Annotated in this window: 12 protein-coding genes and 2 pseudogenes; 3 read left to right on the top strand and 11 right to left on the bottom strand. The window is 54.9% G+C overall.

Translation table 11 applies throughout. From position 1 onward, the window contains the following. Nucleotides 1-7 precede the first annotated feature (7 nt). From TKWG_RS04475 to TKWG_RS24545, 8 genes and pseudogenes are all read right to left on the bottom strand, one after another. A pseudogene (locus TKWG_RS04475) lies at nucleotides 8-894 on the bottom strand (hydroxymethylglutaryl-CoA lyase). A gap of 56 nt (nucleotides 895-950) precedes the next feature. Further along, the gene (locus tag TKWG_RS04470) at nucleotides 951-2,582 is read right to left on the bottom strand and encodes an AMP-binding protein (protein ID WP_014749682.1); all 1,632 of its coding nucleotides are present in this window, start codon (nucleotides 2,580-2,582) and stop codon (nucleotides 951-953) included. A 2-nt stretch (nucleotides 2,583-2,584) separates the two neighbouring features. Next, the gene (locus TKWG_RS04465) at nucleotides 2,585-3,343 is read right to left on the bottom strand and encodes an enoyl-CoA hydratase/isomerase family protein (protein ID WP_014749681.1); all 759 of its coding nucleotides are present in this window, start codon (nucleotides 3,341-3,343) and stop codon (nucleotides 2,585-2,587) included. An 11-nt stretch (nucleotides 3,344-3,354) separates the two neighbouring features. Next, nucleotides 3,355-4,341: a Bug family tripartite tricarboxylate transporter substrate binding protein gene (locus TKWG_RS04460; RefSeq protein WP_014749680.1), complete on the bottom strand. Its 987-nt coding sequence runs from the start codon at nucleotides 4,339-4,341 to the stop codon at nucleotides 3,355-3,357. A 95-nt stretch (nucleotides 4,342-4,436) separates the two neighbouring features. After that, nucleotides 4,437-5,645 carry a CaiB/BaiF CoA transferase family protein gene (locus TKWG_RS04455; RefSeq protein WP_014749679.1) on the bottom strand — a complete coding sequence of 403 codons (1,209 nt, stop codon included), beginning with the start codon at nucleotides 5,643-5,645 and terminating at the stop codon, nucleotides 4,437-4,439. Then, nucleotides 5,642-6,367, bottom strand: coding sequence for an enoyl-CoA hydratase/isomerase family protein (locus TKWG_RS04450; RefSeq protein WP_014749678.1), 726 nt, complete (start codon nucleotides 6,365-6,367; stop codon nucleotides 5,642-5,644). The genes TKWG_RS04455 and TKWG_RS04450 overlap by 4 nt, the downstream gene beginning before the upstream one ends. A 92-nt stretch (nucleotides 6,368-6,459) precedes the next feature. Further along, entirely contained in the window at nucleotides 6,460-6,825 is a 366-nt protein-coding gene (locus tag TKWG_RS24550) for an NAD(P)H-dependent flavin oxidoreductase (RefSeq protein ID WP_014749677.1), read from the bottom strand. Continuing rightward, nucleotides 6,777-7,370 carry an NAD(P)H-dependent flavin oxidoreductase gene (locus TKWG_RS24545; RefSeq protein WP_014749676.1) on the bottom strand — a complete coding sequence of 198 codons (594 nt, stop codon included), beginning with the start codon at nucleotides 7,368-7,370 and terminating at the stop codon, nucleotides 6,777-6,779. The genes TKWG_RS24550 and TKWG_RS24545 overlap by 49 nt, the downstream gene beginning before the upstream one ends. Before the next feature lie 226 nt (nucleotides 7,371-7,596). On the opposite strand from TKWG_RS24545, the gene TKWG_RS21120 reads away from it, so the two are divergent. Both TKWG_RS21120 and TKWG_RS04435 read left to right on the top strand, forming a co-directional pair. Beyond that, nucleotides 7,597-8,094: a MarR family winged helix-turn-helix transcriptional regulator gene (locus tag TKWG_RS21120; protein WP_171815121.1), complete on the top strand. Its 498-nt coding sequence runs from the start codon at nucleotides 7,597-7,599 to the stop codon at nucleotides 8,092-8,094. A gap of 279 nt (nucleotides 8,095-8,373) precedes the next feature. Further along, nucleotides 8,374-9,612: a CaiB/BaiF CoA transferase family protein gene (locus tag TKWG_RS04435; protein ID WP_014749674.1), complete on the top strand. Its 1,239-nt coding sequence runs from the start codon at nucleotides 8,374-8,376 to the stop codon at nucleotides 9,610-9,612. A gap of 63 nt (nucleotides 9,613-9,675) precedes the next feature. On the opposite strand, the gene TKWG_RS04430 is transcribed toward TKWG_RS04435, so the two are convergent. Continuing rightward, nucleotides 9,676-10,461 (bottom strand): Bug family tripartite tricarboxylate transporter substrate binding protein, encoded by a 786-nt coding sequence (locus TKWG_RS04430; protein WP_014749673.1) that lies wholly within the window; start codon nucleotides 10,459-10,461, stop codon nucleotides 9,676-9,678. 23 nt (nucleotides 10,462-10,484) lie between these two features. After that, entirely contained in the window at nucleotides 10,485-10,667 is a 183-nt protein-coding gene (locus TKWG_RS24540; RefSeq protein WP_014749672.1) for a hypothetical protein, read from the bottom strand. Between the two features lie 237 nt (nucleotides 10,668-10,904). Between TKWG_RS24540 and TKWG_RS04425 the strand changes: the two are divergent. Continuing rightward, nucleotides 10,905-11,813 (top strand): annotated as a pseudogene (locus TKWG_RS04425) (LysR family transcriptional regulator). On the opposite strand, the gene TKWG_RS04420 reads toward TKWG_RS04425, so the two are convergent. Next, nucleotides 11,803-12,525, bottom strand: coding sequence for an amino acid ABC transporter ATP-binding protein (locus TKWG_RS04420; protein WP_014749669.1), 723 nt, complete (start codon nucleotides 12,523-12,525; stop codon nucleotides 11,803-11,805). The pseudogene TKWG_RS04425 and the gene TKWG_RS04420 sit on opposite strands and share 11 nt — an antisense overlap. Between the last annotated feature and the right edge of the window lies 1 nt (nucleotide 12,526).

Below are 12,526 nucleotides of genomic sequence, written 5' to 3'. Positions count from 1 at the left end.
TATTTTCTTATGACGCGGTCGTTGCCGAATGTGAATCCAGCAACGGATTAAGCCCACTCAAGGCCACTTTCGAATGCAACGCCCGGCCCAGTACCGATTCGCAATAGGCAGAGGCCTGCAGCATGCACTGCAGATCAACGCCCGTGTCCACGCCCATGGACTCAAGCAGATTGACCCAATCTTCAGTGCAAACATTGCCGGTAAAGCCGCCGCCGTATTTCACTTCAGTCGGATGCCCGCCTACCCCGCCCATGGAACAGTCAAAATAGCGCACGCCGCTCTCGTAGGCAGCAAGGTAATTGACCATGCCGGTGCCTCGTGAGTCATGAAAATGGGCAACGGGCACCACTTGCGGGAATTCCTTGATCACTGCAGCAAAAAGCCGCTGAGTTGTCGCCGGCACCGCCATCCCCGTGGTATCGCCCAGGCAACCAATTGCACGCCAGCATTACTGAATTTTTCCACGTCGCGCAGCACTTCGGATTCGCTCACCTGTCCTTCGAACGGGCACCCAAACGCCATGGAAATGGTGCCTACCAGACGGTATTGCCCGCTCGCAGCCGCGACCATATCCGCAATATTTTTCCACTGGTCCGCACGTGTGCGCTTCAGGTTTTTCAGCGAATGACCATCCGTGGCCGACACCAGCAAACTGATCTCGTTCGCGCCGATCCCCTTGTCCGAGTCTATCAGCGCACGCTCCACCGCCCGTACGTTGGCGCACGTCGCCTTGTAGAACACGCCAGGCCGTCTTTGTATGCCAGCGAGCACTTCACTGGCATCGGCAAACTGCGGAATCACTTTCGGGTTTGAATAGGAGGTCGCTTCGATCCGTGTCAGTCCCATCTCGGAAAAGCGGTCGATCAGCGCAATCTTGGTAGCCAGCGGCAGCATCACGGGCTCATGCTGTAGGCCATCCCGGGCGAAGCACTCACAAATAACGATATTGCTCATTTTGTCGGCTCCGCCAATCCAAGCACGGCTATGGCATACGCGCGCAGTTTATTTTTCTGCACCTTTGAACTACCGGTCATGCCGATTTGATCAAAACTGTCCACAACCTGTACGTAACGAGGTACCTTGAAGTTAGCAATACGCGGCTTGCACCAGGCAATTAACTCCTCGGGTGTGCAGCTATGCCCTTGCTTGAGGATAACGAAGGCAGCCGGCACTTCGCCGAGCCGCTCGTCGGGTACCCCAACCACTTGCGCCAGTTCAACGGCCTCGTGCATCAGAATAAATCCTTCGACTTCCGTGGGCGCAACGTTCTCTCCACCAACACGGAATATGTCCTTTAAGCGGCCAACCATTTTCAGGCGCCCGGCCTGATCCATTTTGCCAAGATCTCCGGTCTTGAGCCAGCCATCTTCGGTAAAAGTGCGGGCAGTAACTTCAGGCATATTGTAGTAGCCGCGCATGACACTCCATCCCTTTACCTCAATCTCGCCGGCCTGACCCGCCGGCATTATTTCATTTGTATTTGTATCCATAATCCGCACCTGCACGCCCTTATGGGGTAATGCCCAGCCTTCGGTACGCAATGGCAGCGGGTCATCCCAACTGGACATGACTACGTTGGGAGAAGCCTCCGATAGACCATAGGCATTGCACAGATTCGGCACTTTCATCTGGTCATGAATTTTCTGCATGACCTCTGGGCCAGCAGCAGCCCATCCGCCGCGCAAATGCAAATTCGATGCATCAAAATCCGGATGCCCCATGAGCATAAGAAAAATCGTGTCGTTGCCTGAAGTGAGTGTGCATTTTTCCCGTTGCAGCATGGCCAGGGCAAGCGATACATCAAATTTGGGTAAAGTCAGCAGGCAACACCCGGTACTGACCGATACCAGAATCGATAAAGTGGACCCGGCTACATGGAAAAAAGGCCTGATGCTGAAATAACGGTCCTCTGGTGTAATGCCCATGCGCAGCGACACGGCATAGGCATCCGAAAGCATATTGTCGTGGCTGAGCATGACGCCTTTCGGGAACGACGTCGTGCCAGAGGTATATTGAATCAACAGGATATCGTCAGGACTGACGCTACCGCATTGCAAGGAGCAGGCATTGATATCTTCCTGGCTCATACTGGCAAGCAACTGGTCAAAATCAATCGCTCCGGCCGGCACCGATGCAGTCTCAAACATGAGTACCTGAGTCAGTTTTGGCAATACCTCGCCGGGCAACCCCACGGCCAGCGCAGGTTCCACCTCGGACAGCAATGCGGCAAAATCAATACCCAGGAATTGGCCGGTCAGCACAATGGCTTTGGCATCTGCCTGCTTCAGGCAAAAGACGAGTTCTTCCTTCTTGAAGCGCGTATTGATGGGTACGGTTACCGCGCCGATCCGGGCACATGCAAAAAACGTCTGCAGCCACAGCACACCATTGCCCAGCATCACCGCGACATGATCGCCTTTGCGAACACCACGTTGCCACAAGGCTGCTGCCGTACGGTCTACCTTTTCGGACAAGCTGCGCCAGGTTTCGCGCGACTCATTGTCTATGAAAGCATCATTGTCTGGATATGCCGCCACGGTCTGGGCCAGCACCTCGCTCAGGATCCTGCCTCTGGGCAACATGGTCACTCTCCTTTTACGCTGCCAAAGGTGGATATGGCGGACTTCCAGTCGCTGTGGCGCAGGTTCTTTTCAATTGCCAGCAGCTCAATCGCCATGGCGCCCTCGCGGGTTGTCTCAACGCCGGCGTTAACAGAATGCTTGGTCAGCTTGACGGTCAGCGGTTTTGCATTTGCAATATCCCCGGCCATCTGCATCAGCTGTTCTTCGATCGTATCCTGCGGGACAATCCGGTTGATCAGACCGTACTCGCGCGCCTCCTGCGCATCGAAAACACGACCGCTAAAGAGCAGTTCCTTGGCAATGCGAATTCCTGCAATCCGGCTGATGCGCTGGGTGGCGCCCACGGTACCCCAGCTCACTTCCGGGTAGCGGAAGGTAGCCTCGGGCGTTGCCCAGGCAAAGTCGCACGCGGCAATAATTTCGCAACCGGAACCAAAAGCCGGACCGTGCACCAGCGCAATGGCGGGACGCGATAGTTTTTCAATCGCGTCATAGGCAGCAAAACCGGCTACCCGTCTGGCCGTCATATCGGACAATGTCATATCCTTGCGCTCTTTCAGATCTGCACCCGCACAAAACGCCGGGCCGGCACCGCGAAAAACCACCACGCGAATGCGTTCATCCTGCTCGATCTGCTCGGTGACGCTGACCAGCTCGGCACACATTTTCACATTCAGCGCGTTTCTGCTTTGCGGACGATTCAACAGTACAGTGGCCACGCCATTTTCCTCTACCGTCAGTTCAATCGTTTCATATGACATTTGTCGTATCCTTATTTGCTTGTAATATTGGCCGCCTTCAGCAGCTTTTCTATTCTTTCGCGATCCTGGGCAACGAAGTCGCTGGCCGCTTTGCTATCCATCAGGAACGGCTCAACGCCCTGCTTCTCGTACATACTGATCGTTTCAGGATTTTCCGAGACTTTTTTCAGTGCTGCGTACAGGGTGTCGACCACTTCCCTGGGGGTATCGGCCGGAACGGCCATGCTATACCAGCTTGAGCCTTTGAAGCCGTCGTAACCCAGTTCATCCATGGTCGGAACCTCCGGCAAGGCGGGGGAACGCTTGTTGGCGGCAATCGCCAGCGCGTGCAACTTGCCTTGCTTGATGAACGGCAACACCGCGGGTAAATTCAGAAAACCGACCTTGACCAGCCCGCCGGCCAGGTCTGTTGACGCAGGCGCTGCCCCCTTGTAGGGTACGTGCAGTAACTTTGCCTGCGTTTTCTGCTTAAAATTTTCGCCCGTCAGATGGGGGGAGCTGCCGTTACCGGCCGAGGCATAGGTATATTTTTCCGGGTTGGCCTGACTGTCCTTGATCAATTCATCGACTGATTTCAAACCCGAATCGGCCGCAACCGTTAACACATTCGGAATATTGCCAACCATGCCAACGAAGGTAAAGTCCTTGATGCCGTCATACTGCACCTTTTGCATCAGGGGAGTCACGACATGGGCAGCTGCTGTGCCAAACAGCACGGTGTAACCGTCGGGTTTGGCCCGGGCAACATACTCGGCGCCAATGCTGGCGCCGCCACCCGGTTTGCTCTGGATGATAATGGATTGACCCAGCACATCGCTCATTTGTTTGGCCACGATCCGCGCCAGAATATCAGCCGGCCCCCCGGCCGCGTAAGGATTGATGAACGTAATTGGTTTATCCGGGAAAGCGGCAGCCTGCGCGGTATGCATGATACCCGCTGCCAGTATCGTTATGGCGCCGGCAAAGAGCCGATTGCCGCTGGAAAAATAGTTGGACATGTCTGTCTCCTGTATTGCTGATTTTTGCATCAGTCAAAAATGGCGTTGTCATGGCAGATCCGCAAAAATTACAACCGGATATGCCAGCCTTGGTATCAAATTGCCTTCAGTTGCCTCAAACCCAGGATTTGTTCTTCAGTCAGCCCGAGTTTTTCCATCAGAATCAGATCTGTATGCTCGCCCAGCAGGGGTGGCCGTCCCATGACCGGGTTGTCGTATCCTGTAAACTTGAACGGGACTGCGATTCCTTCAAATTCGCCTACCTGCGGGTGAGTAAAGCGCTGCACCAGTTCCCGGCTTGCTACGTGGGCGTCGGCAAAAATCTCATCGACCGACATAATCGGTCCTGCCGGCACACCACGCTCGTCGCACAATTGGCAAAGCCGGGCACGATCCAGCTTGCCGATGGCCTGCTGCAACCCCTGCATGACTTCGCTGCGTCGCCGCACCCGCTCGGCATTCTTTGCCAGGCCGGCGTCTGCCGCCCATTGATCCAGTCCAAGCAGCTCGCACAGAGGCTTCCAATGCTGGTCGCTGCCGGTAATCTGCACCCATCTGCCATCGGCACATTCGAATGCAGCAGACGGCACCCGCCCGGGATGCTCGGTGCCCAGCCTGGCCGGCACCTCGCCCAGCGAAAAATAGCGGGCGGCAGCCAGTGACAGTAAGCCAACCTGCCCGTCGAACATGGAAAAATCCACATGGCAACCACGACCCGTCCGGTCTTTGCCTACCATCGCAGTCAGAATCGCGATCACAATCCATAACCCCGATGTCAAGTCAGCGACCGGCAAGCCGGGTTTGACAGGACCGCCACCGCGTTCTCCGGTCAGACTCATGATGCCGCCCATCGCCTGAAACACCGTGTCATAGCCCTTGCGCGGTGAATACGGCCCAGTCATGCCAAAGCCTGTGCACGATACATACACGATGTCATTGTTCTGTTCTTTGATGGCATCGTAGTGCAGATTGTATTTTTTCAGGGTGTCGACTGGAATTTCCAGGAACACATCGGCCTCGCGCGCCAATTCCCTGATGATGTTCTGTCCCTCTTGCGATCGAAGATTAACCGTGATCGATTGCTTGCTACGGTTAAATGCAAAAAAGTAGGCCGATTCACTGCCATGCTCACCTGTGACGCGTGGCTCGAAATGACGCGTTTCGTCACCCGTGACCGGCTGTTCCACCTTAATCACCTGCGCGCCCATTTCAGCAAGAATCATAGAGGCAAACGGACATGCCAGCACCCGTGACAGATCAAGTATTTTCAGCCCTTCCAGCGGTCGCATGCTATTGCCCTTCATGGTTTGCTGAACCCGCGCATCATGACGTTGGCATCACGCCCCACGGCCAGCGCCTCTTCAAGGGCCAGGTCTGCCGCGCGATAAAATGTGCGCTTGGTCGTCGCCATCGCCACAGGACTCCAGCTGGCCAGTTTCTCTGCAAAGATCCGGGCCTCGCCCAACACGTCTGCGGCCGGGCACACCCGATTGACCAGATCCAGTTCAAAGGCACGCTGACCGCTCACTGGTTCGGCCATCGCCACCAGCTCAAAGGCTTTTTTCTGCCCCAGCTGGCGCACCAGATTGGCCAGCACTACTGCGGCAACAATCCCGTGCTTCAGTTCGGGGTAGCCAAAACGGGCATCTTCAGCCATCACCACCAGATCACAAGCCAGCGCCAGTCCGGCGCCACCGCCCAGCGCATTGCCATGCACAGCAGCAATAATCGGTTTGGCAATTTTTGAAAATGACAAATGCAATGCCGTTGTCAGATCCGCACGGTCCAGCACCTGATCAGATGCGTCCGGCGTCAGACTGCTGAACTCTGTCGTGTCGGCTCCTGCACAGAAAGACTTGCCATTGCCATGCACAATAATCGCCCTAACCTGGGGATCGCGCTCAGCATCTTTGAGGGCATCGAGCAGCGCCTGGGTCAGCGCCGTATTCAGGGCATTGTGTTTTTCAGGCCGGTTCAGACTGATGGTCAGAACATTGTTTTCAATTTCAGTCAGCAAGACAGACATGCGATTTCCTTCCGTTCGTAAAATTCATATTCCACTTCATATTCCGCGTCATACTGCATTTCATATTTCACTTAGCGCGCACCGGGCATCATTCAGTTCAGCCACCAGCTGCTGCATAAGCTGCTTACCGGCACAATGCTGTCGACCAGCCCGGCCGATTGGCCAAGCTCCACTTTGCCCCATGCCACATCGCCATCCAGTGCAGCCTGCCTGAGCGTGCTTTTTCTAAATTCGGCTTCGTATTCCTGTTTGTCGCATGCCGAGAGATCAATTTGCCGCATATGTGCAGCAAAGTCATTGCGAATCATTCGGACCGGCAGCCCCTTGCGGCCGACCAGGTCGGTGCCATCCACACCCGTTGCCAGCGCCACGGACTTATAAGCATCATGGACACTGGCTTCCTCTGTCATCAGAAAGCGGGTCCCCAGTTGCACGGCATCTGCACCCAGTGCAAGCATAGCGGCAATGCCATAGCCGTCGGCGACACCGCCGCCGCCCACGATCGGCAGCGCAAAATCCGGGCTGCCTTGCGAACAATAACCAGCGAACTCACTTCATTGGCCGGCGGATGCCCGCCAGCCTCTGCGCCCACAACGGCCAGGGCGTCAACACCCGCAGCAGCGGCCTTGCCGGCATGCTCCAGGGTGGATACGACATGGACCCATCTTGTTCCAATCTCCCGAAAACGGGCAAGATGGGCCTTGGGCCCGCCCTGCGAGGCAAAAATCACCGGCACCCGAAACTCATAGGCCATGTCCAGAAACGCCTGCGCCCCGGGCCGGTACAGCGGAATATTGACCGCAAACGGTTTATCGGTGCCGGCGCGCACCGCTTGCAGCACCTTGCGAAAATCCTGTTCATACATCGGTCCCGCAGCGATCATGCCCAACCCGCCCGCATTGGACACCGCTATCGGCAACGCCGCGCTGGACGAAGCCCAGCTCATGCCGGCCTGGATAATCGGATATTCAATATTCAACATTTGGGTAATACGGGTTTTCATGCAGTGTCGACCTGAGAACGATAAGTAGAAAAGAGTATGGGCTACCAGACATTTGCGGCTTAACCAGAAAGCGGCCTCCACACAAACCATCAGCAAACTAGTTGATTTTTTCAACCATTATCCAGATCGTAAACCATATAGTTTCTTTATTCAACTATTTTTGTTGATTTTTTTTATCATATCCCGCATGATTCAGTACATTGGAAACACAAAGACGATGATCATCATGAAGCAACCTGAAAACATTAAAGAACTGTTTTCGTATCGCCTGAACCGGTTGGCGTTTTTAAGCAGCACCCTGGCTGAATCCATCAACCAGGATCTGTTCGGCCTGGACAAGCAGAGCTGGCGCTTTATCGGCCTGCTGGCCGCCTTTGCGCCCATGTCATTGAAAACGCTGGCAAAGGAAGCAAACATTGACAAAAGCCGCGCCAGCAAAGCGGTGGCCAGTCTGTCAGAGCGCGGTCTGATCCAGCGTAAAAACAGCGACAGCGACGGTCGCAGTATCCAGCTGTCGCTTTCCGAAGAAGGGGAAAAACTCTATGCCAGTGCGTTTCCCATCGCCCTGCGCAGGAACAATGAAATCCTGGACGTGCTGACCCCGCAGGAAAAAGAACAGTTTGACGTGATTATCGCCAAGCTGATTTTTCGCACAAAAATTCTGATGGACCTGCACCCAGGTCGCAAAAAGGGTGGCACCGAAGCGCCTGACCGTAAGCCGTAAGTTATCTGCCATAAGTTTTCTGACATAAGCAGCACAGAGCCGGGCTTTTTGCGGCACCCCTGGCGGCGCACCTGTTCTGCGCGGTAGACGCATCGGGTCTGACTCTGGTCGAGCATAGGGCAAAACCGCAACATCGCTTCACTGATGTTTCCCAAACATGATATAGTTTCATTTATCAACCATATTAGGTTGCTATTCATAACTATATTTGTACAGGAGGGATGACAATCGTGAAACCGTCAGCGTTATTGCCTGCAGGCTCGGGCCCGTTCAATTCCCATGGATAACAAGACACCACAGTTGCCGCTGGCCGGCATACGTATCCTGGACCTGACCTCAGCCGTTGTTGGTCCTTACGCCACGCAGACACTGGCAGACTATGGGGCAGACGTCATCAAGCTGGAGCAGCAATCGGGCGACATCATCCGCTGGATCTCCGGTCATTCCCCCACTCCCGGCATGTCGGGCAAGTTCATGCACATGAACCGTAACAAGCGCAGCCTCTGCCTGAACCTGAAAACAGAACGGGGCAAGGCGGCGTTCATGAAGCTTGCAGCCCGTTCGCATATTGTGATCCATAATATGCGACCCGATGCCATGGCCCGCCTGGGCATTTCCTTCGGTGCGCTCAGCAGCGTCAATCCCAATCTGATTTATTGCAACATCGTGGGCTTTGGCAGCCAGGGGCGTTATGCCAATCGTCCTGCCTATGATTCTATTTTGCAGGGTGCGACGGCGCTGGCGTCCCTGTTTGCGCAAAATGGCAACGAGCCACGCTATGTGCCTTATGTTGTGGTAGACAGAACCGCTGCACTCATGGTGGCCAATGCCATTATGGTCGCGCTCTATGCTCAAACCCGCAGTCCCGGTCCACGGGAGATCGAAGTTCCTATGTTTGAAAGTTATGCCACGCTGGTGCTTAGCGAACATCTGTACGGCGAATCCTTTGATCCCCCGATCTCACCCAGCGGCGACAAGCGTTTGCTTGACGAAAACGCCCGCCCCGTCAAAACCAGCGACGGCTATATCTGTGTCACGACCAATACCGATGCCCAGGTACTGGCGCTGTTCGACGCCATGGGCAGACCACAGCTCAAGTCTGACCCGCGCTTTAACCGGGCCCTGAACAGAATTGATCACATTGCCGAGTTTTTTTCACTGCGTGCCCAGGAAATAGCCAAACACGATACGCAATACTGGCTGGAGCGGCTCACGCAGTACGACATCCCCTGCATGCCCTGCCATACCATTTCTTCCCTGTTATCCGATCCGCATATTGCAGATGTGGGCCTGGTTCAAAAGCAGCAGCATCCCACGCAGGGAACGATACGACATCTGAATGTGCCGGTCAGCATGACCGGTTTTTCGCCGACGCTGCGCCATCACGCCCCGCATATTGGCGAACACACAAGGCAGATTCTGACCGAGGCCGGCTTTGGCCAGGACGACATCTCGACCATGCTGCAGGCTGGCGAGGCTTACCAAAGCGATCCGCAAGACAGTGCCGCCGGCAATTGAACACGCCCCAGGCAATCGCTTTGCCCGGCGCCATCATTGGGCAGCCCCCGGGCATACCGGCAATTACTCTGGCTTGGCGCCTGACATTTTCACCAGTTCAGCATAACGCGTTATTTCAGATTGAATGAATGCGCCGAACTCGGACGATGTGTTGTCTCCTTCGACAACCTGCGCGCCCATGCCTTCGAGCTGAGCGCGGGTTTGCGGATCCTTCAGCGCGTTATTGACCGCTTTATTCAAGGTATCGACAACGTCTGCAGGGGTTCCCTTTGGAGCAACAATGCCATACCAGGCAGAAGCCACCATATCCTTGACGCCAACTTCTTCAAACGTCGGCACATCGGGCAAAAAGGGAATGCGTTTTTTCGATGCCACGGCGAGCGCCGTCAGGTTCCCGCCCTTAACCTGCGCCATAGAGCCTGTATCGATCATGAAATCAAGCCGCTTGCCCAGCAGATCGCTCACCGCAGGGCCACTGCCCTTGTAGGGAATATGCGTAAAGCGGGCGCCCGTAATGTGTTGCAGCAATGACGTGGCCAGATGCTGGGATGAGCCCACGCCGGCAGAACCATAATTGAGTTGCCCAGGGTTCTCTTTGGCAAATTTGAGCAGATCAGTCGCTGTAGCAAAGCGCGAGTCCTTGGGCACTTCAAGCACGTTTGGAATATTGGCCACAAATGCAATAGGCGCAAAATCCTTTTGCGCATCAAAACCCAACCGCTTGTATAAATGTGGGTTGGCCGCATTGGTCGAGCTGGTCGCCACCAGCAGCGAATAGCCATCCGGCTTCTCACGCACAAAGGCGCTTGTACCAATGTTGCCGCCAGCGCCCGCCTTATTTTCCACCACTACGGTCTGCTTTAACTGAGCCGTCAGCCTTTGGCCAGGATGCGTCCCAGCACATCGGTTGCGCCGCCAGGCGACCAGGGCACAACCAGCTTGATCGCATGTTCCGGAAACGCCGCGGCTTGAACTGTTGCTGGCGCAGCGATAGCCAGTAGCGCGCCGGCCAGGGCAGGCAAACACAGACGCTGAAGTTTCTTGCTGTTTTTCATAAAAAAATCTCCTTTATTGAGTAGCAACAGCCACTCGTTTCGATGTTCGGTTGACACGCCCATTGCTACCAGGCGATGACAAATAACCGTTATGGGTGGCGTGGCGGCCATAATTGCATTTGAAAAAAAATAATATTGATTGATAATAATGATTCTTTTTGGGAATCAATTTGTCTTCCGCTTCGTTTCGCGGGCTACGAAACGTTTTATGTCCATACAATCCAATCCTGAGTCGCCATGCTTACATTCAAACAAATCGAAGCCCTTTACTGGGTGGTGCAACTGGGCAGTTTTGCCAGCGCGGCCCAGCGCCTGAATACAACCCAATCGGCCATTACCAAGCGCATCCAGGAGCTGGAATCGGATTTCGATGTCAGCATTTTTGATCGCAGCGGCCACAAGGCAACCCTGACACCCAAAGGCCAGGAAATCGTTGAACTGGCTTCCGAACTGTTAACCCAGCGCGATGTGATGCTCATGAAGCTCAAAGGCCATCACACGTTTTCAGGCATATTGCGCCTGGGCATTACCGAAATCACGGCAATGACCTGGCTTCCCGATTTGATTGCGCAATTGCGCATTCTCTTTCCCAAACTAACCGTCAGTCCCAAAACAGGCATGGCGGCCGAGCTGCAGCAGAACCTGCTCAAGGGCCAGCTGGATATGGCCTTTCTGCACAGCGAATTCAAATCGCCATTGCTGGAACAGTCCCCCTTTGACTATGTTCCTTAGCCTGGGTAGGCAGTCCCCAGCATTATCACAAGTGACCGGGTCTACACGCCCCAGGACATTTCCGAAATGTCACTGATTCGCCAGGACATGGAATCGGGTCTCAATTCCGTGTATGACGATTGGCTGCAACCGTACACGGCAGAAAAAAACCTGTTTACGATCAACAGCTTGCTGGCCATGGCAGGGCTGACAGTAGCCGGTTTCGGCATCTGTTGCCTGCCTATCGACTATTTCTATCCCCTGGTCACCAGCCGCAAGCTGGCCATACTGAAAACCACCAAAGCACCGCCTAAATCCCTTTACTGCGCCATGTATGCAAAAAATGCCAACGCCATGCTCTACAAGGAAGTTGCCATGCTGGCCAAGGATGTCTGCAATTTTGGCATTCCTTACGGCAGCGGCGTCAGTGTCTGATATCGGCCAGGAACTTGCGGGCGCGCTCGGTCCGGGCGTGAGTAAAGAACTCGGCCGGCGGCGCTTGCTCAACAATGGCCCCCGCATCCATGAACCAGACCGTGTCGGCCACGTCCCGCGCAAAATTCATTTCATGCGTTACGCAGATCATGGTCATCCCTTCGGTAGCCAGCGACTTCATCACCAGCAAAACCTCGTTGACCATTTCCGGATCCAGCGCGCTGGTGGGTTCATCAAACAGCATGATCTTCGGGTTCATCGCCAGCGCGCGGGCAATGGCGACCCGTTGCTGCTGTCCGCCTGACAACTGGCCGGGAAAAGCGTCGGCCTTATGGCCAAGGCCCACCCGTTCCAGCAACGACATGGCCTGTTCACGCGCAGCCGCTTTATTGCTGCGTTTCAACATGACCGGCGCCATCATCAGGTTATCGCGCACGTTCATATGAGGAAACAGATTGAACTGCTGGAATACAAACCCGATATGACTGCGCAACGCATCTATTGATTTGCAGGCATTCACGTCCTGTTCATCCACAATAATGGAACCGGCCTGTATTGGTTCAAGCCGGTTAACGGTGCGAATCAGCGTGGACTTGCCTGAACCGGACGGGCCGCACACCACCAGCACTTCGCCCTGCGACACCTTTGCGGTCACATCGCACAAGGCCTGGTATTGGCCGTACCACTTGGACACGTTGTTAAACTGAATCATG

Source organism: Advenella kashmirensis WT001 (assembly GCF_000219915.2).
GTDB classification, from domain to species: Bacteria; Pseudomonadota; Gammaproteobacteria; order Burkholderiales; family Burkholderiaceae_B; genus Advenella; species Advenella kashmirensis.
This window is presented reverse-complemented; position numbering and strand designations above follow the sequence as displayed.